This window comes from Paenibacillus sp. RC84 (assembly GCF_041260495.1).
In the GTDB taxonomy this organism is placed as follows: Bacteria; Bacillota; Bacilli; order Paenibacillales; family NBRC-103111; genus Paenibacillus_F.
The window spans coordinates 252,394-276,370 of sequence record NZ_JBGBYL010000009.1; the positions used below are offsets into that span (position 1 = coordinate 252,394).

Annotated in this window: 21 protein-coding genes; 20 read left to right on the forward strand and 1 reads right to left on the reverse strand. The window is 58.8% G+C overall.

Features of this window, described 5'->3' with window-relative positions:
- The first annotated feature begins 31 nt into the window (after nt 1-31).
- From ABH899_RS21040 to ABH899_RS21135, 20 genes are all read left to right on the forward strand, one after another.
- A complete protein-coding gene (locus tag ABH899_RS21040) occupies nt 32-379 on the forward strand; it encodes a 5' nucleotidase, NT5C type (protein ID WP_009672212.1) in 348 nt (115 codons plus the stop codon).
- A complete protein-coding gene (locus tag ABH899_RS21045; RefSeq protein ID WP_370000222.1) occupies nt 376-1,119 on the forward strand; it encodes a glycosyltransferase family 2 protein in 744 nt (247 codons plus the stop codon). Before ABH899_RS21040 ends, ABH899_RS21045 begins: the two co-directional genes overlap by 4 nt.
- Nucleotides 1,116-2,324, forward strand: coding sequence for a glycosyltransferase (locus tag ABH899_RS21050; protein WP_370000224.1), 1,209 nt, complete (start codon nt 1,116-1,118; stop codon nt 2,322-2,324). The genes ABH899_RS21045 and ABH899_RS21050 overlap by 4 nt, the downstream gene beginning before the upstream one ends.
- Nucleotides 2,321-2,698 carry a holo-ACP synthase gene (acpS, locus tag ABH899_RS21055; RefSeq protein WP_370000227.1) on the forward strand — a complete coding sequence of 126 codons (378 nt, stop codon included), beginning with the start codon at nt 2,321-2,323 and terminating at the stop codon, nt 2,696-2,698. Before ABH899_RS21050 ends, acpS begins: the two co-directional genes overlap by 4 nt.
- Before the next feature lie 170 nt (nt 2,699-2,868).
- Entirely contained in the window at nt 2,869-3,246 is a 378-nt protein-coding gene (locus tag ABH899_RS21060; protein ID WP_009672264.1) for a VOC family protein, read from the forward strand.
- 199 nt (nt 3,247-3,445) lie between these two features.
- A complete protein-coding gene (locus tag ABH899_RS21065; protein ID WP_370000230.1) occupies nt 3,446-4,309 on the forward strand; it encodes a sugar phosphate isomerase/epimerase family protein in 864 nt (287 codons plus the stop codon).
- Nucleotides 4,299-6,047, forward strand: a complete 1,749-nt coding sequence (locus ABH899_RS21070) for an ABC transporter ATP-binding protein (protein WP_370000233.1) — start codon at nt 4,299-4,301, stop codon at nt 6,045-6,047. Before ABH899_RS21065 ends, ABH899_RS21070 begins: the two co-directional genes overlap by 11 nt.
- Before the next feature lie 14 nt (nt 6,048-6,061).
- Complete coding sequence (locus ABH899_RS21075) at nt 6,062-7,789, forward strand: ATP-binding cassette domain-containing protein (protein ID WP_370000236.1); 1,728 nt, start codon at nt 6,062-6,064, stop codon at nt 7,787-7,789.
- Between the two features lie 41 nt (nt 7,790-7,830).
- Nucleotides 7,831-9,603 carry an ABC transporter ATP-binding protein gene (locus tag ABH899_RS21080; protein WP_370000239.1) on the forward strand — a complete coding sequence of 591 codons (1,773 nt, stop codon included), beginning with the start codon at nt 7,831-7,833 and terminating at the stop codon, nt 9,601-9,603.
- Nucleotides 9,600-11,372 carry an ATP-binding cassette domain-containing protein gene (locus ABH899_RS21085; protein ID WP_370000242.1) on the forward strand — a complete coding sequence of 591 codons (1,773 nt, stop codon included), beginning with the start codon at nt 9,600-9,602 and terminating at the stop codon, nt 11,370-11,372. The genes ABH899_RS21080 and ABH899_RS21085 overlap by 4 nt, the downstream gene beginning before the upstream one ends.
- A 108-nt stretch (nt 11,373-11,480) precedes the next feature.
- Nucleotides 11,481-12,482 (forward strand): bifunctional heptose 7-phosphate kinase/heptose 1-phosphate adenyltransferase, encoded by a 1,002-nt coding sequence (locus ABH899_RS21090; protein WP_370000245.1) that lies wholly within the window; start codon nt 11,481-11,483, stop codon nt 12,480-12,482.
- Nucleotides 12,483-12,494: 12 nt separating this feature from the next.
- A complete protein-coding gene (locus tag ABH899_RS21095) occupies nt 12,495-13,976 on the forward strand; it encodes a glycosyltransferase family 9 protein (protein ID WP_370000248.1) in 1,482 nt (493 codons plus the stop codon).
- The gene (locus ABH899_RS21100; protein ID WP_370000251.1) at nt 13,973-14,413 is read left to right on the forward strand and encodes a hypothetical protein; all 441 of its coding nucleotides are present in this window, start codon (nt 13,973-13,975) and stop codon (nt 14,411-14,413) included. Before ABH899_RS21095 ends, ABH899_RS21100 begins: the two co-directional genes overlap by 4 nt.
- A gap of 15 nt (nt 14,414-14,428) precedes the next feature.
- Nucleotides 14,429-14,914 carry an adenylyltransferase/cytidyltransferase family protein gene (locus ABH899_RS21105; protein ID WP_370000253.1) on the forward strand — a complete coding sequence of 162 codons (486 nt, stop codon included), beginning with the start codon at nt 14,429-14,431 and terminating at the stop codon, nt 14,912-14,914.
- Complete coding sequence (locus ABH899_RS21110; protein WP_370000256.1) at nt 14,911-16,632, forward strand: carbamoyltransferase family protein; 1,722 nt, start codon at nt 14,911-14,913, stop codon at nt 16,630-16,632. Before ABH899_RS21105 ends, ABH899_RS21110 begins: the two co-directional genes overlap by 4 nt.
- Nucleotides 16,574-17,260 carry a D-sedoheptulose-7-phosphate isomerase gene (locus ABH899_RS21115; protein ID WP_370000259.1) on the forward strand — a complete coding sequence of 229 codons (687 nt, stop codon included), beginning with the start codon at nt 16,574-16,576 and terminating at the stop codon, nt 17,258-17,260. Before ABH899_RS21110 ends, ABH899_RS21115 begins: the two co-directional genes overlap by 59 nt.
- Before the next feature lies 1 nt (nt 17,261).
- Nucleotides 17,262-19,199: a carbamoyltransferase C-terminal domain-containing protein gene (locus ABH899_RS21120; protein WP_370000261.1), complete on the forward strand. Its 1,938-nt coding sequence runs from the start codon at nt 17,262-17,264 to the stop codon at nt 19,197-19,199.
- 24 nt (nt 19,200-19,223) lie between these two features.
- The gene (locus tag ABH899_RS21125) at nt 19,224-20,762 is read left to right on the forward strand and encodes a carbamoyltransferase N-terminal domain-containing protein (protein ID WP_370000264.1); all 1,539 of its coding nucleotides are present in this window, start codon (nt 19,224-19,226) and stop codon (nt 20,760-20,762) included.
- Nucleotides 20,759-21,862: a hypothetical protein gene (locus ABH899_RS21130; RefSeq protein WP_370000267.1), complete on the forward strand. Its 1,104-nt coding sequence runs from the start codon at nt 20,759-20,761 to the stop codon at nt 21,860-21,862. The genes ABH899_RS21125 and ABH899_RS21130 overlap by 4 nt, the downstream gene beginning before the upstream one ends.
- Nucleotides 21,859-22,794, forward strand: a complete 936-nt coding sequence (locus ABH899_RS21135; protein ID WP_370000270.1) for an NAD-dependent epimerase/dehydratase family protein — start codon at nt 21,859-21,861, stop codon at nt 22,792-22,794. Before ABH899_RS21130 ends, ABH899_RS21135 begins: the two co-directional genes overlap by 4 nt.
- 200 nt (nt 22,795-22,994) lie before the next feature.
- Here the strand turns inward: ABH899_RS21135 and ABH899_RS21140 are convergent, their stop codons facing one another.
- The gene (locus tag ABH899_RS21140; protein WP_370000273.1) at nt 22,995-23,801 is read right to left on the reverse strand and encodes a phytanoyl-CoA dioxygenase family protein; all 807 of its coding nucleotides are present in this window, start codon (nt 23,799-23,801) and stop codon (nt 22,995-22,997) included.
- Nucleotides 23,802-23,977 lie beyond the last annotated feature (176 nt).

The following is a 23,977-nucleotide window of genomic DNA, read 5'->3' on the forward strand; positions in this document are numbered from 1 at the left end:
GATTGCCGTAGGCAAAGAATGGAGGAATACTATGCGGATCGTATTGGATTTGGACGGGACTATTTGCACTTTGAAAAAAGAAGGCGAGTCGTATGCCGATGTTACGCCTTTACCGGGCTCGGTCGAGGCTCTGCGCAGGCTGAAAGAAGAAGGGCACCGGATTATCATCCACACGGCCCGTCATATGAAAACGTGCCAGGGCAATGTCGGGGAGGTTCTTGCCCGGGTCGGCGGCCTGACGCTGGACTGGCTGGAACGCTACGAAATCCCCTACGACGAAATTGTTTTCGGCAAGCCTTACGGCGACGTGTACGTGGACGATCTGGCCCTGGCCTACCGCAGCTGGGACGAGGTTCTGGAACGGCTGAACATCGGATGAAGCCTCTTCAAATCGTAATTCCGATGGCGGGCCGGGGGCAGCGCTTCCGGGATGCGGGCCTGTCCGTTCCGAAGATGCTCATACCCGTTGCGGGAAAGCCGATGCTGCAATGGGCGCTGGAAAGTTTGACGCCGCATTTTCCCGGGAATAAAATCGTGTTCGTCTGTCTGGAAGATCATCTGGAGCAGGGAGAATTGGAGACGGTCATCAGAAGCTGCTGCGGGAATGCCGTTATCCGCTCTCTGCCCGAAGTTACGGGAGGACAGGCGGAGACGGTGTTAAGCGCGGAAGCGTGCTTCGATCCGGAGCTGCCCCTTCTCATTTACAACTGCGATACGTATACGGAATCCTCCATTGGCAGAACGATCCGCACTAGAGGAAACGAGGCCGACGGGATTATCTCCGTGTTTGCTTCCACGAGCCCGGCTTACAGCTATGTGCGGACAGACGGTCGGGACCGGGTTGCGGAGGTCAGGGAGAAGCAGGCGATCTCGAACCGGGCGACGACGGGGCTGTACTATTTCCGGAAAGCCGGACTGTTTCTGGAGTCGGCGGAGGAAGCGGTGCGCCTTGGAACGGCGGAAGGCGAAACCTACGTGGCACCGCTGTACAACCGGCTGATCGCACGGGGATATACCGTCGTTGCGGACCAGGCGGACAGATGCTTTCCGCTGGGAACGCCGGAGGAGGCTGCCTATTTTGCAAGAAACTACAGAAAGCGGGAGAGTGATGGGGCATGACGAAACGGATCTTTTTCGGTTTAAGCGGCGGCCTTGGCCCCGTGCTCCGGTGTTTGCCGGTAGCCGAGCACTTCCGGCGTTCCGGACACACTGCGGCTTTCAGCATTTACGGGGAGGGCAGCGCGGCTTTTATTGAAAGCAGAGGTTTCAAGCATCTGCCTGACGACGATCCGACCGTTCCGTCCGCCGAGAGGATGATAGCCGGTGGTCCGGTCTTCTATAACCTGGACCATTACTATGCGGGAGCGGGCCTGCTCGACCCGGATTTCGTTCAGGCCTGGATTCATCACCGGATCCGCATGCTGGAGAAATTCAACGCCGATCTGGTCATAACGGACATGAGTCCCCACACGGCAATCGCCGCCCGTTACCTGGGCATCCCGGTTGCCTCGATCACCCAGTCCTGCTTCCATCCGGACGGTCAGCCCGTGCATTACTGGGGACGGCCTCCCCGTAATCTGCCGAGAGTGACGCCAGTCGTCAACCGGGTACTGGACAGGCTGGGCCTGCCGGACATCCGGCGCATGGAACAGCTCAATGCGGGGACGCTCAACTTTATCCCGGGCATTCCGGAGATGGACCCTGTCTACACGAACGGCGTTCGTTATGTGGGCCCCATCGAATACCCGGCTGCAGGTCCCGCCGGCGCCCGTCTTCCGGATGAGCCGTTTGTCCTCGTCTATCCGGGCAGGCTGCAGGATACCGCCGGCGCTACGGGTTTGCAGCTGCTGAACCATGTTGCGGAGGCATTCGGAGGGAAAGAGGAAGCGGTCGTTATAGCCGCCAGCGACGGGCTGCCGGACCGTCTGAAGGCCGGGCTTCCCGGGAACATCACGGTCATCCCGTATTTCAATTCACATATGCTGGAGAACTGCCGTTTGTTTATCCACCACGGGGGACACGGAAGCTGCCTGTCCGCCATCATGAGGGGAATTCCGTCGCTTATCCTGCCGACGCATACGGAGCGGGAGTTCAATGCCCGCAAGGTGCAGGAAACGGGAGCGGGGGAGTATATCCTGCCGGGGACGTTTACGGCCGATCATTTGTATAAGCTTGCCATGTATGTAGCCGAAGACGGTTACAAAGAACGGGCCGGGGAACTCGCTTCGCTGATCCGGAGCCGTAATTACGGTGGAGCGAGGGAGATCTACAAGCGGTGCATGTCGCTTATGAACCGGAGGGCGCTGGCCCTGGAGGAGTTATGATCTACGGAATCGGCGTGGATTTGCAGAACATTGCCCAGCTTGAAGAGGCGGTGAAGAGACAAGGGGAGAGCTTCCTTCAGAAGGTGTTCACGGACCGCGAGCGGGCTTACTGCAGCCGGCATACCAGCCCCGCCCAGCATCTGGCGGCAAGGTGGGCCGTCAAAGAAGCGTTCCTGAAGGCGACCGGTTCCGGACTGGGAGGGAAGTACTTATTTAAAGACCTGGAAGTAGTTAACAAACCCTCCGGTCAGCCTGAACTTATCCTGCACGGGAAGGCCGAGGAGGACCGCAAGCGTCTTGGATTTCACATCTACATAAGCATCTCCCATTCGGGGGAGTATGCGCTCGGTCAGGTGGTTCTCTGCATGGCCTAAACCATGTTCCGCAGTCTGTTGAAGTGTCTCCGCCGGAGGCAGCCAGCAGGCTTTTTTGCCGTGGAGCGCGCCCGTTATTTCTTGACGCTCGGACAGTCGCAAAGGTAAGATGTAAATAGCTTTATCCAATTATGGAAGTGTGTTCCTAAAATGATCAAGGAGCTGATCCCGTGACCCAGACTTTGACCGGAATAGATCATGTTCAACTGCCTGTCTCTAACCTGAAGCAATCCATTGAGTGGTATGGGAAAATGTTCGGCTGCACGCTGCTCGATAACTACGGGGAATGTGCGATGCTGAAACTGGAGAACGGCCCGAATTTAATGCTGTGGCAGTCCAGCGACTATTCTTCCGCACATTTTGACAAAGACGGAGAGACCATGCCGGTCATTTTCTTCAAAAGCAACGAAATCGATCTCCTTGCCCGCAGGCTGGAAGAAGAGCAGGTTAGAATCGTCAGCTTCGATGACGGCGGCTTTGCCAAGTTTCTGAAATTTTACGACATTAACCATAATTTTATCGGCGTTTTACAATTGAAGGAGGCTTAAAAAAACGCGGCAGGCAAACCGGTACCCGGAAGGGGCCGGTTTTTTTGCGTTCTCTGACGGCCGTACAGCTTAATCCCGCAGCATTACGCATGGAAACCCGAGAAGACGGGGCGGCGGAAACCTACAATAAACCTATACGGCGAACCTGGATGGCAAACTATACCGCGGAAACTCACAAAGACAATGAAGGTGCGTGAAGATGACACAGATTTTCCATCGTTCGAAAGTTTCTTGTCAGCTCACTCCGTGGGGGGAGGCCTACCGGACCGGCCTGAAGGAACTGGCCGCGCTGGATGTAGCCTATGTAGAAATCGGCAGTCGGCTGCTTCTGCCTTTTGAACGGGAAATCAACCGATGGCGGGAGCTGCTGAACGAAACGAGCCACAGCGTGTCCGGTGTGTTCGAATTCGGGCATTTCGCGGGCTGGAACCGGCGCCGGGAAATCTATCTTCACCATGACCGGCTGGCGAGAATGCTGGAGTCGGCCGGAATCGGCCGGGTAATTCTGGGCCCCGGAATTCGGCTGAAACGGAGCTGGACCGAGGAAGACCGGCACCGCATGGTGGCCATGGTAACCGAAATTCACAAGCGGTACAGCTTTTACGGAGTAGCCGCGGACATTCATCCGCACATTTCCCACTGCATTTACACGCGGGAGGAAATCGATTACGTCATGGAGCGGGCACCCGACGATCTCGGGCTGGTCCCGGATGTGGGGCATCTTCATGAAGCCGGTATCGCGATGCGGGACCTGCTTGAGCGGTACGGCCCGAGAATAACGGCTCTGCATGTGAAGGACGCCCGTCCTGCAGAGGGCGATCCAAGGAGCGCCCGGCCAGGCAGCCGGAAAACCGTTTTTACGGAGCTGGGAAGCGGGATGCTTGATCTTTCTTCTCTCTTGCAGGACCTGGCCGGGCATGACTTCTCGGGTTTTCTGACCCTGGAAATGGACGAGGTCTCCTGTCTCCCGGGTGAAGCCGTACGTCTGTCTCTGGATGTTCTGAAGAATGAAAGTTCGAAATTCAGTCAAGAAAGGAAGAAAATAGACGGACATGTGGACTAAGCTACCGATCCTCCCTTATTTTCGCCTGGTCGGCCCTTATCTGAAACAGCACAAGAGCCGCTTCGCTCTGTTGACGCTTCTGCTGGCCGCCAATATCGCCGTACAGCTTACCATTCCCTGGCTGTTAATGAAGTACTTCGATTCACTGAATTCTCCGGAGCCCGCGGAAAAGTTCATTTTTCTTTTCATTCTGCTGGGCGTGTGTTATCAGATTCTCTCGCTGGCTTCCGACTATGTCGGAGAACATGTCGGCTGGTCGGCCGCCAACAAGCTCCGCAGCCGGCTGATGCGGCATTGTCTGGGGCAAGACATCGCTTTCTTCCACCAGTACAGCCCGGGAGAACTGCTGGACCGTGTAGACGGAGCGGTCAACGGGCTGGCTGAGTTCTTTTATAAATTTGTGGTCCGGTTCACGAACAACCTGGTGCTTTTAGGCGTCACCCTCATCATTCTTTACAACATCCACTGGAGTATCGGAGCCGTTATGACCTTGTTTGTGGCCGGCGCGGCACTTGTGTATTACCTCCTTCGCGATTACGCACTTCCGCATTGGGTCCGCGTCGGTGAAACGTCCTCCGCCTTCTTCGGTTTTATCGGCGAACAGCTGACGAATACGGAAGATACCCGTTCGAGCGGAGCTTCGGGGTACGTGATGCGGAAGTTTAAAGCGCTTCTGAATCAGTGGCTGCCTGTTCATATGGAGGCCGGCCGGGCGTTCTCCGTCATGTGGATGAGTTCCATGCTGTTGCTGGGTTTAAGCACCATCCTCACATTCGGCGTCAGTTCTTGGCTGTGGCATGCCGGCGCGGCAGGTCCCGGTACCGTCTACATGATCATGATGTACACGGTTATGCTGGTCGGGCCTATCGATACCATCCGGCTGGAGCTGGGTGCCCTGCAGCGGGCTTCGGCCAATATCGAACGGATCCGGCAGCTGTTCGAAATCCGGCCGTCGGTGGGCGACCCCGCGGAAGGAGGAGACACCCTGCAGGGCGGCGCGCTTTCCGTCGAATTCAGCAGCGTCTCATTCGGCTATACGCCCGGCGAGCCTGTGCTGCATGGGATCGGGTTCAAGCTGGAAGCGGGCGAATCGCTCGGCATAGTGGGCCGCACGGGGAGCGGCAAAACCTCGATCGCGAGGCTGCTTTTGCGCCTTTACGATCCCCAGTCGGGCACAGTTTCTCTGGGCGGAACCGACATCAGCCGGGTAAAGCTGTCCGGGCTGAGGGAGCGGGTGGGCATCGTCACGCAGGACGTGCAGATCTTTAAAGGCACGGTCCGGGACAATTTGACCTTCTTTAACCAAAGTATCCCGGATGGGAAAATCGTCAGCCTGCTTACCGAACTAAGCCTGGACAGCTGGTTCCAGGCGCTTCCGCAAGGCTTGGATACGCAGCTCGAAGCCGGCGGAGGCGGACTGTCCGCAGGCGAGGCGCAGCTGCTGGCGTTCGCACGCGTTTTTCTCAAGGACCCCGGTCTGATTATCCTGGATGAAGCTTCGTCCCGTCTCGACCCGGCGACGGAGGAAAAGCTCGACCGCGCCGTAAGGAAGCTGCTCCGGGGAAGAACGGCTATCCTTATCGCCCACAGGCTGAGTACGCTCCGGCATGTGGACCGGATTTTGGTGATGGACAGCGGACGGGTTGCGGAGAACGGCCTGCAGGGGGCGCTGCTGGAAGATCCGGATTCGCGCTATTCGCGGCTGCTGCGTCAAAGCCTGCGCAACCGGACGGTATGAGCCCGCTTCGGCTGATGTGGAGATTGTCCGCCTGCCATCCCCGGCTTTTCTGGAAGGGGGCCGCGATCTGGCTGCCGTTCAATTTGTCGCCCCTAATCGCGGGGCTGCTGGTCAAGCTGGTTTTCGACAACCTGGCAGGCACCGGGGAAGAGGCCAGCGTGGCGTGGTTTGTCATCGCGCTGCTGGCCGTGAACGCGCTGGCTTCGGCGGGGTCCATTGTGTGGGGGACCCGGACGGAGACGGAACTGAACTTCCGCGTCAAGAGCCTGATCCGGCAAAATTTGCTGGAGCATATTCTCAAGCGGCCGGGAGCCAGATCCCTCCCTTACACGACGGGCGAAGCCGTCTCGACGTTCCGGGACGATGTGGAAGAGCTGGCCGATCTGCTGCGTTTGTATAACCTGCTGCCCGTCAAAGCCCTGTTTGCGGCGGCGGCGGGCGGAATTTTATGGTCGGCTTCCCCCGGCATCACGCTGCTTGTTTTTTTACCGCTTGTGTTTATGTTAAGTCTCGGCCAGCTGGCGGCGGCTTCTCTGCAAAAAAGACGGGAAGCTTCCCGGAAAGCCGAAAGCGGGATATCGGGCTTTATCGGGGAGGTCTGCGGCGCGGCCCAGGCGATCCGGCTGCAGAATGCGGAAACGTCCGTAAGCCGCCGCTTCCGGTCTCTCGGAGAGATGCGCATGAGGGCCGTTCTGAAAGAAAGGCTGCTGGACCGGTCCGTCTCCGCTTTTTTGACGAACACCACGCAGACCGGAACGGGTTTCATTCTGCTGGCGGCCGCTTTTCTTTCGGGGAAAGGGGAGCTGACCGTGGGGAACTTCGCCCTGTTTGTCGCCTATATCGGAGTGTTGACGGGGTTTGTCCAGTACGCCGGTTATCTCTTGAAAACCTACAGGCAGGCGTGCGTGTCCGTAAACAGGCTTCTCCATCTTCTGCAGGGAGCACCGCCCGATACGCTGCTCGCGCGAAGGACGCTGTATCTGAAGGAAGAAGCTCCGCCGCCGTCTCCCGGGCTTCCGGCTTCCCCAAGCCCGCTGCAGCTGCTGGAGACCAGAGGGCTGACTTACGTTCACGGCGGCACGGGTAAGGGAATCCGGAATATAGACCTCCATATTCCCGGGGGATCGTTCGTGGTCGTTACGGGGCGGAACGGCTCGGGAAAAACGACGCTGCTGCGGACACTGCTCGGCTTGCTGCCAGCGGACGCGGGTGAAATACGCTGGAACCTGGAGAAAGTGGAGGAGCCGGACCGGTTTTTCACGCCGCCTCGGGCCGCTTACACCCCGCAGGTGCCGGGCCTTTTTAACGGTTCCCTGAAGGAAAACATTCTGCTCGGCTTGGCCGAAGAACGGCTCGGGGAGGCGGTCTATCAAGCTGTGCTGGACAAGGACGTCAGTCAGCTGGAAAAAGGTCTCCGGACGATTGTCGGCGTGAAGGGGGTCAAGCTGTCCGGAGGGCAGATTCAGCGGACGGCGGCGGCCCGGATGTTTGCCCGGAAGAGCAGCCTCCTCGTTCTGGACGACTTGTCCAGCGCTTTGGACGCCCGGACGGAGAACGAGCTGTGGAAGCGGCTGGATCGGCTCCGGGATACGACCTTCCTGGTCGTGTCCCACCGCAGGGCCGCTTTCGAGAGAGCGGATCATATCGTCGTTTTGAAAGACGGCGCTGTTGAGGAGCAGGGCACCCTGGATGAACTTCTGCGATCCTCCGATGAAATGCGGCGCTTATGGGAGCAGCCGTAAGACCCGCCGTGAAATCTGATCCTGCAAGGAGGAAAAGCCGAGTGGCCTTTTTATCGTTACCCAAGGTTCCGGTGCTCCGTTATTACAAGCTGCTTAGAACCTATCTGGCTGCGCTGCGCGTGCATGTTCTGGCCCTTTGCGCCCTGGTCGCCCTGAATATCGGCCTGCAGCTGGTCAATCCTCAAGTACTGCGCGTGTTGATCGATACGGGATTGTCCTCTCCCGCTTCGGGCATAGCAGGGCTGACCGTATGGTTTGCCGGGCTGGCTTTGGTCCAGCTGCTCGCCACGATCGCCGCAGACTACGCGGGGGAATGGATCGGCTGGACGGCGGCGAACCGGCTCAGGGCGGACCTGCTGGAGCACTGTTTGAGGCAGGACGGTTCTTTTTTTCAAACGCATCCGGCCGGCGAGCTGATCGAGCGCATAGACGGCGACGTGAGAGGATTGTCCGGGTTTTTCGCCATGCTGACGGTTTCGTTGTGCGGCAATATCGGTCTTATCGCCGGGGTGCTGGCCGTCCTTTTTTACGAAAACAGCTGGATGGGGTCCGCTATGACGTTATTTGTCGCGGCCGCTTTGTTTACGTTCGGCCGGATCCGGGAATGGACGCTTCCGTTCTGGGTGCGGGTGGGGGAAGCGGGCGCGGATTTCTACGCTTATCTGGGGGACCAGCTGTCTCATACCGAAGATACGCGCTCCAGCGGAGCCGAAGCCTACACCATGGATAAGTTCAGGCGGATGCTGCGGCAGTGGTTCCCGAGGCATATGCGGGCCGGATTCGGTTTTTCCCTGATGTGGGCGGCCTCCACCGTCATTCTGGGTTTGGGAACCGTTCTGGTCCTGGCGCTGGGCACTTATTTATGGACCGACCATTCGATCACCGTGGGGACTTTGTACATGATGCTGTTTTATATGGGCCTTCTTGCGGGGCCGCTTGATCAGATCCGGGATTTGATCGGAAATTTACAGCGGGCCGAGGCCCATCTGGAAAGGATCGGCGGACTGCTGGCCGAGGTTCCGGTTATCCGGGACCCTGAGCCGGGGGAGGAAGCGCCGCTCGGGGAAGGTCCGCTCTCGGTGGACTTCCGGGGAGTGAGTTTCGGCTACGGAGGCGAATCCGGCAGCGTTCTTTCGGATCTTACGTTCAGCCTGCAAGCGGGCCAGTCGCTCGGCATCGTCGGCAGGACGGGCAGCGGCAAAACTTCCGTAATCCGCCTGCTCCTGCGGCTGTATGACCCCGCAGAGGGTACCGTTCTGCTGGGGGGAACGGATATACGCCGGGTCCGCCTGGCGCAGATTCGCGAGCGCGTCGGTCTCGTAACGCAGGAGGTGCGGATTTTGAGCGGAAGCGTCCGGGATAACGTCACTTTCTTCGCCCCGCACATCCCGGACGAACGGATTGTGGAAGTATTGGATCAATTGGGGCTCGGGGGCTGGTATCGCGCGCTGCCCTCGGGGCTGGATACGGAGATCCGGGCGCAGGGAGCAGGATTATCCGCAGGCGAGGCCCAACTGCTCGCTCTTGCCCGCATTTTTCTGCGGAATCCTTCGCTGGTCATTCTGGACGAAGCTTCTTCCAGGCTGGACCCTTCTACCGAGGAAAAAGTACAGCAGGCCACAAACCGGCTCCTGCAAGGCAGAACGGCCATCGTCATCGCGCACCGGCTGAACACGCTGCGCGGCGTGGACCGCATTCTCGTGATGGACGGAGGCCGGATCGCGGAACAGGGGAGCCGTCAAGCATTGACGGAACAGCCGGGTTCCCGCTATTCCCGGCTACTAAGACAAGCATCCGGAAAGGAGACTATATGAACACGAGGCAGTTTTTATGGAGAATGGCCGCTTACCATCCCGGATTGTTTTGGAAGGGCATCTTTCAATGGCTTCCCTTTAACCTGGCTCCGGTTGCCGCCGGCCTTCTGATGAAAATGTTTTTCGACCAGCTTACGGGTCATTCGGCATCGTCCGACGTCACCTGGTTTGTCGTGGCCCTGCTGGCCGTCAATGCGGCCGCAACGCTGGGATCGATCCGGTTTGCGTCCCGCACCGAAACCGCGCTTAATTTCCGCATCAAGGGACTTATCCGCCAAAATCTGCTGAATCACATCCTCGGCCAGCCGGGAGCAAGAGCTATTCCGGGGTCGCCGGGCGAGGCCGTCAGCCAGTTCCGGGACGATGTGGATCAACTGGCCGATACGATTAGGAACGTGAACCTTCTCGTTGTCAAAACGGTCTTTTTCTTTACGGCGCTGGCCGTGTTACTCGCGGTAAACGTTCCGATAACGCTGGGCATCATTCTTCCGCTGATTGCCGTATTTGCTCTCGTGCAGATCAGCATCATCCGGATGAACGTCCGGCTCCGGCCGAAGGGCGGCGGGCGGCGGGAACTGTCCGGCTTTATGAGCGAGGTATTCCAATCGGTGCTGGCGGTCAAAGTAGCCGGAGCTGAGGACAGTGTAGTGGAAGAATTCTCACGTCTTTCCGATGACCGGCGGAAACAAGTTTCCCGCGATAGAGTCATGAGCCAGCTTATGTACGCACTGATGCCGAATCTGGTTCAGATCGGATCGGGCATCCTTCTGTTGGCCGGTGCACGCCTGCTCGGACCGGGAGAGTTTACCGTCGGAGATTACGCCTTGTTCGTTCATCTGCTGCTGCATATGAGCAAATTTATCGAGTACAGCGGAACCAGCATCACCCAGATTAAACAGGTAAAAGGGTATTTAAGGCGGCTGAACTGGCTGCTGCAGGGCTCGTCCCTGGACAGGATGATCGATTTCAAACCCCTGGATCTGGCGGAAACTTCGCCGGCTGCCGCGCCGCCTGCCGTTTCGGAATCCAGACAGTTCAAACAGCTTCAGACGAAATCCCTGACGTATTTCTACCCCGGCACATCCAAAGGAATCAAGCGGATCGATCTTCAGATCTCCCGCGGTTCTTTTGTCGTCATCGTAGGACGAGTTGGCTCGGGTAAAACGACGCTGCTCAGAACGATACTGGGTTTGCTGCCGGCGACGGCCGGAGAGATCCGCTGGAATAACCGGCGGATCGCGCACCCGGGAGAATTTTTTATCCCTCCGCGCACCGCTTATACGCCTCAAGTGCCTAAGCTGTACAACGGAACGCTGAGGGAAAATATTTTGCTCGGCCTGCCTGAAGAGGGTTTGGAGCAAGCCGTTTATGACGCCGTGCTGGAAGAAGATGTGCGTCTGCTGGAAAACGGGCTCGATACGGCGGTCGGAGTCCGCGGCGTGAAATTGTCGAACGGTCAAATCCAGCGCTCCGCCGCCGCCCGGATGTTTGTCCGCGGCAGCGAGGTTCTTGTCGTCGACGACATGTCGAGCGCCCTGGACGCCGAGACGGAAAGCAGGCTGTGGGAGCGTCTGAACGCCCGCGAGGAAGCGACCTGCCTGGTCGTTTCTCACCGGAGAGAGGCGCTGCGGCGGGCCGACCATATTATCGTTATGAAGGACGGGGAAATTGAAGCCCAGGGCACCTTCCGGGAGCTGACCCTCGCTTCGGAGGAATTCAGAGCTCTATTGGATGAAGCCGGCGGCACTTTACCGGTGAATCGTCCTTAAAAAGCCGAGTGCTCCGACTCCGTGCTTTTTACACTGGACGTATAGAAGAACCGATTTGGCTTTGGCTGCAACAAGCGGCTTTTTCCGAACAGAAGAGAAGGTGATGGATTGGAACCGAGCTGCAAAGAGAAGCTGCTGAACCGCCTGGGGCGCAAGCCGCCGGGAACCATGATCGTTCTCGGCGATATTCTGCTTGATGAATACACAGCCTGTACCCGGGATTATTCAGCCAACGAACACTGTGTCGTCCTGCGTAAAGGACCGAGCTTGTTTTTTCCGGGGAATGCCCTGAACGTCTCCTTGAATATCGCGGCATTGGACGGGAACGCGGCCATTCTCGGCGCGCTCGGGACCGATACGGAAGCGGGCAAGCTGCGCAGCCTGGCCGGGGACCGGATTGATTCCGGCGGCCTGATCGGGGAGACCGGCAGACAAACGACGCTGAAAACCCGGTTGTCGGACGGAGACGGTCTGCTGCTCCGCGTGGACAGGGAGGACAATACGCCGTTGTCCGCATCGGTTGCGGGGCTTTTGCTGAAGCATGCGGACAGCTTGCCCGCCGTGAGCTGCGCCGTGCTGTCCGACCTGGGCAAAGGCGTGCTGCCGGATTCCCTGATCGCCGGTTATATCCGCCGGGCGGCGGACAAAGGCATCCCGGTTCTCGTCGATCCGGCCGGGGAGAACATACGACGCTACGCGCACGCCTCCGTGCTGTTCCCGAACCTCGCCGAGTTCAACAAGCTGACCTCGTGCAGCTGTGCAAATCCGGCGGAGGCGGCGCGGTACGCCCAAGGAAATCTGGCCGAATGGGAGATCGGCGCCCTCGTTCTAAAGGCGGCGGAGGCGGGCAGCTATCTGATTACCGCAGAAGAAATCCGCCATGTTCCTGCCTATTGCAAGGAGCCGGTTTGCGAGGTGGGTGCGGGAGACTCTTTCCTCGCGGCTTTTGCGGTCGGGATTGCTCACGGTCTGCCGCTGGAAGAGAGCTTTATGCTGAGCAATGCGTCGGCTGCCGTTTCGGTTTCCAAGGGGTACACCTCGACGGTGAGCACCCGGGAATTGAGCGCATTTATCGGACAATTGAAACAAAGGGACGACAGGCGCCCGTGAGGAGGTGGAGTTATGGCGGACGAAGCTTTTCGGCAGCAGGTGAAAAATAGAAGGGGCTACCTCCGGTCGTCCCGCAGCAAAATTCTCGTATGGACGACGGCGGAACGTGAGGAAGACGTCATGAGGCTCTTGTCGGAGAAAACGCCCGATCTGGCGGCCATCCGTTTGCGTATGCCGGATCTCGCCTTGTTCCGGGCGGGAGGATTTACGGTGCTGCCCGTCCGTGACCGTAACGGGCTGGAGGCTCTTGCGCGGTATTTGCAAGGGGAGCGCGGTCGTGCGGAGATCGAATCCGATTCCGGCGCAAGTCTTTCCGCAACAGCGGACTCCGGCGGGATTGTGACGGCTTTCGTTTTTCATGCGCCCAAGACAGGAGCCGTAACCGGAATAGGAGCCGGGTCGGAAGCCGGAGCGGATTACGCCCACCTGATCGGAGACATTCCCAAGCAGTATGAGCCTGCGGAGCTGTATGTCTACAGGGACCGGTTCTGCTTCCCGTTCTACTTCCGGGCGGCCGAACCGGCCGAGAAGCTGGACGTCGGCACCGAAGTTCACGGCAAGCCCAAACCGAAGGCCGTTATAGCCGACTGGTTTCTCGGATACGGCGACGGCGTCATCTTGCTTCCCCTGCTGCGGAAATTTATAGACAAGCAAGCCCGCCTCGGGCACGAGGTGCATCTCATAGCCAAGGAGAAGCTGGCGTCGTTTTTCGGGACTTTCCTGCAGGGCTGCCGCATTTACCGGAGCCCGGAAAGTCCGGCCGTGTATGAGGCGGTGCTGAGGTCCTCCCTGTACCGCAAAGCCGTTCTTCTGCCGGTTTCCGTTTCTTCGCCTCCTACGCGGCACATAAGCGGGCTGTTCGGCGCGGCGCTCGGCTTTAAGCGGCCCTACGCGCTTCCGGAACCGGTTCCCGTCTTCTACCCGCCTCTGCCTGCCGAACAGGCTGAAGAGCTGGCGGGGCTGCGGGCGGCGGGATGCAAGGTCGTGGGCATCCAGTTCCACACCGGGGACGCGAAGCGCTCCTGGCCCGAAGCCAGAGCCGGGAGGTTTATCGCCCTGTGCCGGGAACGGGGACTCGCGCTGGTCAATTTGACGCCGCTTCCTTATCCGGCGGAAGGATGCAGCGACTGGAGCGTGCTGCCGGCGGAGCGGTTGTTTGCCGCAGTCGGGGGACTCGACGCGTTAGTCGGTATCGACAGCGTCTGCGGTCACATGGCGGGCTTTCTCGGCGTGCCTCATATCACGCTCTGGGGCAGAAGCTTCCCCCATCTGCAGTTTCCTTTCACGTCCGACGAGTCCCACGTCAGCTTCCGGACGCTGAGAGCCAATTACAGCCTCGTGCCCCGGAGCGCGGATATCGCGGATATCCCCGCGGAGCTGGCATTTGCCAGGCTCACGGATATTTTGGAGGGAAGACTCCCGCTCGGCAAGGAACTCCATACGGCGGAGGACACGCTGGAAGGACAGGGGATAGAGTGGGTGAGCGGGGGATGAGCAGAATCGTGTATATCTGGGACCGGACGAGGGACGGAGCGGATCTCGAAAATCTGCGTCTGGAACTGGCCCGGACGATCCGGGAGTACGGCTATTCCGTTTCTGCAGCTTCCGGTAACGAAGGGCTGGCCGATTTTCTGCTCCTGCCCGAGACAGAGACGACGGAAGGGAACGCGGAGAACAAATCCGTCCTGATCGTAACCGACGATGAGGAGGTTTTGTCCGATTCGGTTTGTTACCGGAGCGCGGAGGAAATCTGGAAGACGCCTTTCGAGGTCGGAGGGGTCGTGCTGCTTGGCGAGATTCACAGGTTTGCCTACCGGTTTACGGGCTTTTCCTATTCTCCCATGTGCCTTGTTCACGTTCCGTCCCGTTCCTTCTCGTATCACCGGCTCGTTTCGTATTGGATACATAAATCCGGCAGAAAGGTCCGGTGAACGATGAGGAATAAGATGGCAGAACTGCCGGAATTGAAAGCGGAGCTTGCTCGGGCAAGGACCGGAAAAACCGGAGAGAGGACTAAGACCGTCGTCATGGCCGGAGGCTGCTTTGATATTTTTCATATCGGGCACCTGGATTATTTGCAGGCCGCCCGCGGCATGGGCGACATTCTCGTCGTAGCCGTGAATTCGGACGCTTCCGTCCGCAGAATCAAAAGCCGTCCGCCGGTTTTCGAAGAGGGGCAGAGGGCGGGCATCATAGCCGCTCTTGAGGCCGTGGACCATGTGTTTATTTTCGAGGAGGACGACTGCTGCGAATCGCTGAGAGCCATCCGACCCGATTTTTTTGTAAAAGGCTGGGATTACAAGGACAAAACGTTTCCCGAAATGGCGGCCGCCCGCGAAATGGGCTGTGAAATCAAGATTGCCGGAGAGGATAAGAAAGCTTCTTCCTCCCGGCTGCGCTCTATTTTGCGGGGCGAAAGGAGGTTTTTATGAACATACTGGGCTTGGGCGGCTCTATTCACGATTATTCGGCCTGTCTGGTCCGCGATGGCGAAGTCCGCTGCATGATGGAAGAAGAAAGGCTTGCGCGGGTCAAGCATTGTCTGGGTCTCGGGGGAAAAGTGTTCCGGTGCAGAGCCGCCGATTACTGTCTGCAGGCGGAGGGCCTGGATGCCGGGTCGCTCGATCTCGTGGTGGGAAACGATCTGATCGACCCCGTCTACTATATGAAGTACGCGGATAGGATTCAATTGATCAATCATCATTTGGCCCATGCGGCAAGCGGGTTTTATCCGTCTCCGTATCCAAGCGCGGCCGTGCTGGTTGCGGACGGAAGAGGCAGCTTCACGGGTTTTCCGGCCGAGCGGGAGACGGTCAGCTACTATTTTGGAAACGGCTCGGAGCTTGCCGAGATCAAGAAAGTGTCGGGAACGGACACGCTGGATTTCAGTGCCGCCCACGATTCCGAATCCGGTCTGACGGATGCGGACATGTCCAACTCGGTCGGGGGGTTCTACGAACGGGTCACGACGGAGATCGGCTTCGGGCTGCTGCAGGAAGGCAAAACGATGGGGCTGTCGCCCTACGGAACCGCACGGCATACCGACGCTTTCGGAAGCTTCTATTCGATGGATGACGAGGGTAATTTCCGCCAGACTCTGGATCAGGTAAAAGAACTCCGGACGTATATCCGCCGGACGCTGGAAGCTGCGGAAGACCCGGAGAAGTTTCAGGCCAAGGCGGATTTGGCTTATGCGGTCCAGCATCATATGGAGCGCATTCTTGTGAAGGCCTGCCGGTATCTGTACAACGCAACGGGCAGCCGCAATCTGTGCCTGGCCGGAGGGGTGTTTCTCAACAGCGTCGCCAACTACGAAATATTGCGGCAGACGCCGTTCGAGCATATTTTCGTCCAGCCGGCGGCCGGGGACGCGGGTACCGCTATCGGGAGCGCGCTGTACGGCTTCCACGTACTCGGCGGCCGGCCCCGCACGGCAGTGAACATTCCTTTCTCGCCCTATCAGGGCAAAAGCTACGGGCCGGACGAGTGTGCGAAGGCGGCCGGGGCATTTGCGGACCGCATCGAGCAAGTGGAAGCCGCCGACGTCTCCATGAAAACCGCCGAGCTGCTTGCCGAAGGCCGTATTGTCGGCTGGTTTCAGGGCCGCTCGGAAATCGGTCCGAGAGCGCTCGGCAACCGGAGCATTCTGGCGGACCCCAGGCAGGCGGCCATGAAGGATACGATCAATGCCCGCATCAAGCACCGGGAGCATTTCCGCCCGTTCGCGCCTGCCGTTCTGGAGGAGAGACAGGCCGATTTTTTTGACCTCGGCTGTCCTTCCTATTATATGCTGCTGGTTCCTCCTTTCCTGCCGGGCAAAGGGGAGGAGACGGCGGCGGTGTGTCATGAGGATCGGACCGGCAGGGTCCAAACCGTTTCGCGCAGGCTGAATCCCCGCTTCCATGAGCTGCTCGTACATTTCGAGAGCCTGACCGGAACCCCCGTGCTGTTAAACACTTCGTTCAACGACAACGGAGAGCCGATAGTCGAGACGCCGCACGACGCCGTTTCCTGCTTCCTGCGGATAGATCTGGATTACCTGGTCCTGAACGGGACGATTTATAAGAAGCGCAAGGAAGGAGGTGCCGGCCGTGAAAAAAGCGGTGAAACGCCATCTGGACACGCTGGTTCGGAAGCATGCCCGTTTTGAAGGCAGCCGGACCGCGCTCGAGCAAGCGTTTGCCGTGATGGAAGGCAGCTTCCGGAGCGGGGGCAAGCTTCTCGTATGCGGGAACGGAGGCAGCGCCTCGGATGCCGAGCATATTGTCGGCGAGCTGATGAAGGGCTTCCGCTTGAAGCGTCCCCCGGAAGCCGCGTCCCTCAGACGGCTGAAAGGGCGGCTGCCGGATACGACAGGCCTTCCGGGTGAACCGGCGCCGTCCTGTCTGGACCGGCTTCAGCTCGGGCTGCCCGCCATCTCGCTTGTCAGCCAGACCGCTCTCGTCACGGCCGTTCTGAACGATCTGGCGGCGGATGCCGTTTTCGCCCAGCAGGTTCTGGGCTACGGGAATCCGGGCGATGTGCTTCTGGGCATCAGCACTTCCGGACAGGCGGCCAACGTCACGCGGGCCATGGAAGTCGCCCGGACGCTGGGACTCGCGACCGTTGCGCTGACGGGAGCGGGCGAGGGCCGGATCCGGGCCTGGAGCGATGTGGTGCTCGCCTCCCCGTCTTCCGTAACGGATGAAATCCAGGAGGACCACGTGAAGATGTACCATACCCTCTGCCTCATGCTGGAAGAGGAGTTTTTCGGACCGGAATCGGAAACGGAGGGATAGTATGCAAGACGGCTATTATTTGTCCGCTTATTTGCACATTGATCCTCTGGATCATTTGCTGGGAACGATTATCCGTCACGATCAGAACGCGGCTTTGTTTCAGAAGAGCGGCAGAACGGTGAGACTGATCCGGCTGTGGGAGCTGGAGCGTGTGACGGGGATTAAGGAGCACTACGTCTCCTTCCATAGTGCGGAGCAGGCGAAGCGCGTTCTGAACGAGCTTTTGCGTCCGCTCGGCCTGTCGCTCCGGGACATGGTGGAAATATGGGGAACTCCGGGCTTGCAGACAACGGATGATTATCACAGCGTTCAGGAGTACCGGACTCTTTCTTATCACAGCATTTCCCATCTGTTTTCTGCGGTTATGGCGGATTCGGACCTGTTTTATAACAAACGCATTCTCGGTTTTGCCGTTGACGGCGGTCCCGACGGGGTCGTGGACACGAGGGAACGGACGGAGAAATATTTCTTCACCGGAGGCTATATAAACGAAGGCCGGGTTAACCTGTTTCCGGCGGAATCGCCGGGTATGCTCTGGGGCTGGGCCAAGTTTTATTTCCGGATGCGGGAGGGCACGCTCATGGCGCTCGCTTCGGCAAGCACGAGCGAGATCTACGGGGAGAGGACGGCCGGCTTTCCCGTGCTCGACGGCCGGCATGACATGTGGGAATCGGACTGCATCCGTGACCTCGTCAACCGGGTCGAGCAGTTGACCGACGAGGATGCCGGCCGGTTGTTCAACGGATTCGATCCCCGTTTCTCCCGGCGGGAGAACAAGATCAGCATGATTATGAAAATCGTCCAGCGGGTCTCCATGGAGGTGATGGACGCCAATATCGACCGCAGCCTGCAGGCGTATTCCATCGATCCTTCGGAAACTTATCTGGCGCTGGCCGGCGGCTTCGCGCTGAACTGCCCGACGAACAGGCATCTGATGAATAAATACGGGTTCGCCGGATTTATCGCGCCTCCATGCGTCGGGGATTCCGGGCTTTCGCTTGGGATGGGGCTCTATGCTTTCCACAAAAAGCTCGGGGGAGAACCGTTCGATTTTAAGCTGGCTCACGCTTATTTCGGGGAACCGGACTCTTCCCTCCCGGACATCCTTTCGAGCGAAGCCTATGCCCCGTTTATCGAGCGGGCCGAACCGATGACCGAACAGCAGGCGGCGCGGGATATTCAGCGGAGCCTCGTCCTGTGGTTCGACGGGGAGTCGGAAATCGGCCCCCGCGCGCTGGGACACCGTTCTCTTCTGGGAGACCCGCGGACGGAAGAATCGAAGCGCCTGGTGAACGAGGTCAAGCAGCGGGAGTGGTGGAGGCCGGTAGCGCCGATCATTCTGGAAGAGGAGACGGCCGCATGGTTCGAGACGGATTATCCGTCGCGGTTTATGCTGCATACGTTCAAGGCGAGGCCGGACAAGGCTCCCCTCATTCCGGGGGTGCTGCATCTGGACGGCAGCGCCCGTGTGCAGAGCATCGGGCATCTGGAGAATCCCGGCCTGTACGGAGTCATCGGCGAGTTCCGGAAGCAGACCGGCGTCCCCGTCATTTGCAATACGTCGCTGAACGACCGGGGCGAGCCGATCGTCAATACGATCCATGAGGCGCTCAATTTCGCCCTCCGCAAAGGCATACCGGTGGCGTATATCAACGGGATGCGCATCCGGCTGCGGAATCATGCCGATTACGCCCAGGCGCATGAAGGCCCGTATCCCCGCCGGATCGGCATGAGTGCCCTGAGCGACCGGGAAAAGGAGGCGGCGTGGAAGGAGCTGAACCCGTGGGACGTTCCCCGCGACGTGCTCTACCATTACCGGGACCCCAACGAGCAGGAACCGGCGGGTATTTACGACATCCGCAGCCGGGAAGATGCCGAGCGGCTGTGCAGGGAGGTCCGGCTCGTACAGCGGCATAAGAAATTGTTCCGCACGATCTAAACTGGCGTAAAGGCGTGAATAACGATGCTCATATTGGGATTGGGAGGCTCCATCCACGATTTTTCCGCTTGTCTGCTGCATAACGGAAAAATCGTATGCGCGATCGAGGAAGAGAGGCTGTCCCGCTCCAAGCAGGCTTTCGTCGATGCCTCGACCTTCCGCTGCAAAGCGGCCCGGTACTGTCTGGATTACGCGGGCGTGACCGAAAAAGAAGTCGATCTTATCATCGGCGCGGACAATATCGAAAGCCGGTATTACGCCCGGTATGTCCCGGGAATTCGGCTGATGAACCATCATCTCGCTCATGCGGCGAGTGCGTTCTATCCGTCGCCCTTTACCGAAGCGGCGGTACTCGTGGCCGATGGCCGGGGCAGTTACCTGGACCGGGAGAACAAGATCGTGGAAACCGTTACTTACTATGCGGCCGGAGGTACGGAAATCCGGGAAATCCGAAAGGTGATGGGCCGGGAGAGCGGCGATTTCCGCAACGTGTCCAACTCCGCAGGCCTCTTCTACTTGGCCGTGACGGAGGAGATCGGGTTCGGGCCGATGTACGACGAGAAGACGCTGGCCGTCTCCGCTTATGGAACCGCCCGGCTGGTGGACGCGTTCCAAGCCTTCTACTCGCTGGACGACGAGGGCGGTTTCACCCAAACTCTCGGGCAGATGAACGAGCTCCGGAGTCTTATCCGCGCGGAGCTCGGCCGAGCGGAAAGCGGCGGCGAACTGTTCCGGGCGAAGGCGGATGCGGCATATGCCGTGCAGGTTCATCTGGAGCGGATATTGATCCATGCCTGCCGGTATTTGCATAAGCGGACGGGCTCGGACAACCTGTGCCTGGCCGGCAGCGTATTTCTGAATCATGCGGCCGTAAACAGGCTGCTGCGGGAGACGCCCTTCAAGCGGCTGTATCTGCCGCCGGCTGCAGGCGATGCCGGAGCCGCCGCGGGAAGCGCGCTGTACGGCCATTATGTGCTGGGCGGGCAAGGCAGAGAAGTGCTTCTCCCGGCCACCCCATACCTGGGGAAGCCGTATCCGGCGGAAGCCATGGAAGAAGCCGCTCGCAAGGCCGGGGATTTCCTGGAGGAAGTGAAGGCCGAGGATGTCAACGGACAAGCGGCCCGGCTGCTTTCGGAAGGAAATCTGGTCGCCGTCTTCCGGGGAGGCGCGGAGTTTGGGCCGAAGGCTCTGGGCAACCGGAGCATCCTTGCGGATGCCCGATTTCCCGGAAACATCTCGCGGCTGAACTCGGCCAAAAAGCGGGAAGCTTTCCGTCCCTTCGGTTACATTCTGCTGGAAGGGGATGCCGGTAAGGCGGTCCAGCCGCAGCTGTACCCCATCTCTCCCGGATTCAATGCGGAAATGGCCGCTCTTCTGGAAAACTACAAGCGCATAACCGGCTGCTCCCTGCTCCTTAACACCTCGTTCAATCTGGATGGGGAGCCGATGGTGGAGACTCCGGCGGAGGCCGTCCGCTGCTTCCTGCAAGCGGAGCTGGATGTTCTCCTGATGGGAAACAAACTGTATAGGCGGAAAAGAACGAAAAGGGAGGCAAAGGCGTGAAGCATTTGGACGACAAGCTGCTGCAAGATTTCCGCTGTTTTTACGAAAGCATTCCCGATAAGAAGGGCGTGTATTATTTGTTCTTCACGACGGGACTTCTTCACTGGGCGGCCAAATCGCTTCAATTCGTACCGGACACGGTTCCGGTCGTCTTAATCGGGGCGGGACTTACCGAAGAAGAGCAAATCTGGGTCCGGCAGGAGCTCCGGCGCCCTTTCTTTTGTTTCGTGGAAAAAGTGGACGAGGGAATGGTGTGGCATTACCTGGCGGCCGTAAACAGCGAGGATTTCGGATGGCTGGATATCGACTGCTTCGTTTTGAACGACCGGCTGTTCGGCGAAATGGCCCGCGTACCGCGCTCGGCTTCCATGAACTGCGTGTGGTCGTATGAGTACGGAAAAAGAACGGTCCCTCCGGCGCGTTTTGAGTTTCGGGTTCTCCGGACGTTCTTCCTGTTTGTTAACCGGAAGGTTATGCGGGAACTGGACGGGGGGAGTCTGCCGTGGTCGCCCCGTCCGTTTCTGCTTGATGCGCCGCCTGCCTTTTCCTCGTTCAAAAGGTACGATACGTTCCACGTGCTGGACGATGCGCATAAACGTACACTGGCCCGAATCCTTCCGGAAAACGGCGACGGGACGCCGGTATTTCCCGCGCAGATCATAAAGAAGGACGGGATCGTGACCCGCCATCTGGACACGCTGGTTCTGTATCAGCTCCTGGCACATTCCCGGGGATATCCCATTCATCGCGTAAGATGTCTGGATGAGGACGATACCGCTTTGTCGGACGAAGTCGTGCATATCGGTTCGGTCTCTTATTACCGTTCTTTTGCGGATCCCGGCTATGAGGTGGTGAGCGGGGAAGAACGGGCCCGATACAACGAAATCTATGAAAGGGTCCTGCTGCTGGACTATACGATAGTCAGCCAATTCGAACGGCGTCTGCCCAGATCTTACTCCGTTTACCGCAGAATGCTGGAACGGGATATCAAACGGCTGGGCATATCTTCCGAACATGTGAAGGAAGAAGCTTTAAAAAAGCTGACCGGTCAGGGCATGAGCCGGGAAGCGGCCGAACGCATCTGCGGGGGCCCGGTATGAGCAAAGCCGTACGCAAAATCCTTGTTACCGGAGCGGGCGGGTATATCGGGTGCAGCCTTGTGCCCGAGCTGGCCAAGCGGGGGTATGAAGTCCGGGCTCTGGACAAGTATACCCGGGGCCAGGACAGGCACTTTATTCATTCCGGCGTAACCCGGATTTATGCGGATACGAGAACATGGAGCGGCGAAGGGCTTGAAGGCATAGACGCCGTTATCGATCTGGCAGCCATTTCCCATGACCGCAGGGGGGAAATCACTCCGCACGAGACGCTGGACATCAATCAGTTTGCGCGTTACCGGACTGCGAAGAGATCCAGGGAAGCGGGGGCCGGGCGGTATCTGTTTATGTCCACCTGCGGCGTGTACGGATTCCGGGACGATCCGCGCGGTGCGGACGAGAAGGCGGTTCCGAACCCGCTGACGACTTACGCCAAAGCGGCCTGCCGATCGGAGCGGGATATCCTTCTTCTCGGCAGGGAGGGGTTCGACGTTACGGTGGCGCGTCCGGCCATCCTTTACGGATACTCTCCGAGAATGAGATTCGATCTCGCTGTTAACGCGATGGTCCGGGCGGCGTGGCAGACCGGCACGATCACTCTCCAGGGCGATGGCGGGCAGTGGAGGCCGTTCGTCCATCTGAAGGATGCCGTCGAGGCCGTCTGCTGTCTGCTGGAAGCTCCTGAGGAGAAGGTGACCGCCGAGATATTCAACATCGGCTCCGGCGGGCAGAACATCCGGATTCGGGATCTGGCGGAGCTTGTTGCGGCCGTACTGCCGATTCCCGTCGAGATCAGACGGGAGGGACCCGCCGATCCGAGGTCCTACCGGATCAATGCGGATAAGATCGGCGGGGTGCTGGGCTGGAAAGCCTCGTATTCACTGAAAGAAGGGATTGAGGAGCTGTACGGAAAACTCGTCCGGGGTTTCGTCTGAAACGCCCGTTCTCCTTCGTTAAAGGGCTTCTCCTCGGGACTTCTCCCGATAGGGCAGCCCCGAGGGAGAAGTCCCGAAGCCAGAACAAAGAAGCTTCCCGACCCGCATCGCGCAGCGGGTCGGGAAGCTTCTTTTAGGTTCGAGTCCGTGTTAAAGGCATCCGTTGAAAAGGATCACAGGTTGACTTCGGGGACGGCTCCTTAGCTGTCTTTTTTATACACGAGCGGGTTAAAAGGGGTGTCCGCCGTCTCGCCCGTCTTCTGTCCCCCGAAGTATTGGTTGAGATGTCCGGTAGGATCGGTCCCGAAAGGGTTGACGATCACGGCTCCGTCCTCGTAATACATCATCGTCATGGCTTCACGGGTATCGCGCGTATCGTTGGGCGGGGCATTGTGAAGCGTCCAGCCCGCGTGAAAGGTCACGTCTCCGAGTCCGATTCCGCCGTAAGTCATCTCTTCCAGCCCGAGTCTGTACGCCGCTTTCAGGTTCTGCTTGGCGGTTTTTCCGCGATTATCGAGCGTATGAGACCGCGAAATAAAGTGAAGCGAACCCATGGAAGCGGTAACCTCCCGGAGAGGAATCCAGGCTGTAATGGAGCGGTCCGTGTCGAGAAGCATGTAGTTGTTATCCTGATGCATGGGCGTTGCGGCCGCACCGGGCTGTTTGAAGAAGGCGGAGTCCCGGTAAATCCGGACGCCTTCCACGCCCATCAGATCGGCGGCGATCTTGGCTAGCCGGCGGGAAGCGGTGAAGCGCCCGACATCGGGGTGGCGGAGACGCAAATTGACCGTGCCGGAATCGTCCGGACCGTAGGAAGGGATCGTATTGGTCATGTAATCGCGGATGGCTTCCAGAATGCAAGGCCGGTAGGCCGTAATTTCCGCAGGGGTGAGAACCTCTTTCAAACAGATATGCCCATTGGCTCTGAAATAACGGATCTGCTCCTGCGTCAGCGTGTAACCGGACGATAAATCCGGCAGGACTTTGTTTGCGGATTCGGATTCCAACTGAATACCTCCTTGTGCGCGTTTACTTTTTTTCTATTATAAAATCCGGTCCGTTCCGGGCCTCAGGTTTTCTTGTCCGGTTGACGCCGTAAAAACGAAACGGGAAAGAATGTCCGATTAACGAGCAAGAAGATCAGATTGTCCGTTCCACGGCGTTGTTAGAATGGAAATAAGTT

Bases quoted from the DNA above. Each gene is read 5' to 3' on its own strand.
- ABH899_RS21065 (WP_370000230.1), top strand. From the start codon at position 3,446: ATGACACAGATTTTCCATCGTTCGAAAGTTTCTTGTCAGCTCACTCCG.
- ABH899_RS21050 (WP_370000224.1), top strand. From the start codon at position 1,116: ATGACGAAACGGATCTTTTTCGGTTTAAGCGGCGGCCTTGGCCCCGTG.
- ABH899_RS21135 (WP_370000270.1), top strand. From the start codon at position 21,859: ATGAGCAAAGCCGTACGCAAAATCCTTGTTACCGGAGCGGGCGGGTAT.
- ABH899_RS21045 (WP_370000222.1), top strand. From the start codon at position 376: ATGAAGCCTCTTCAAATCGTAATTCCGATGGCGGGCCGGGGGCAGCGC.
- ABH899_RS21110 (WP_370000256.1), top strand. From the start codon at position 14,911: ATGAACATACTGGGCTTGGGCGGCTCTATTCACGATTATTCGGCCTGT.
- ABH899_RS21040 (WP_009672212.1), top strand. From the start codon at position 32: ATGCGGATCGTATTGGATTTGGACGGGACTATTTGCACTTTGAAAAAA.
- ABH899_RS21075 (WP_370000236.1), top strand. From the start codon at position 6,062: ATGTGGAGATTGTCCGCCTGCCATCCCCGGCTTTTCTGGAAGGGGGCC.
- ABH899_RS21095 (WP_370000248.1), top strand. From the start codon at position 12,495: ATGGCGGACGAAGCTTTTCGGCAGCAGGTGAAAAATAGAAGGGGCTAC.
- ABH899_RS21120 (WP_370000261.1), top strand. From the start codon at position 17,262: ATGCAAGACGGCTATTATTTGTCCGCTTATTTGCACATTGATCCTCTG.
- ABH899_RS21125 (WP_370000264.1), top strand. From the start codon at position 19,224: ATGCTCATATTGGGATTGGGAGGCTCCATCCACGATTTTTCCGCTTGT.
- ABH899_RS21085 (WP_370000242.1), top strand. From the start codon at position 9,600: ATGAACACGAGGCAGTTTTTATGGAGAATGGCCGCTTACCATCCCGGA.
- ABH899_RS21070 (WP_370000233.1), top strand. From the start codon at position 4,299: ATGTGGACTAAGCTACCGATCCTCCCTTATTTTCGCCTGGTCGGCCCT.
- ABH899_RS21100 (WP_370000251.1), top strand. From the start codon at position 13,973: ATGAGCAGAATCGTGTATATCTGGGACCGGACGAGGGACGGAGCGGAT.
- ABH899_RS21105 (WP_370000253.1), top strand. From the start codon at position 14,429: ATGGCAGAACTGCCGGAATTGAAAGCGGAGCTTGCTCGGGCAAGGACC.
- acpS (WP_370000227.1), top strand. From the start codon at position 2,321: ATGATCTACGGAATCGGCGTGGATTTGCAGAACATTGCCCAGCTTGAA.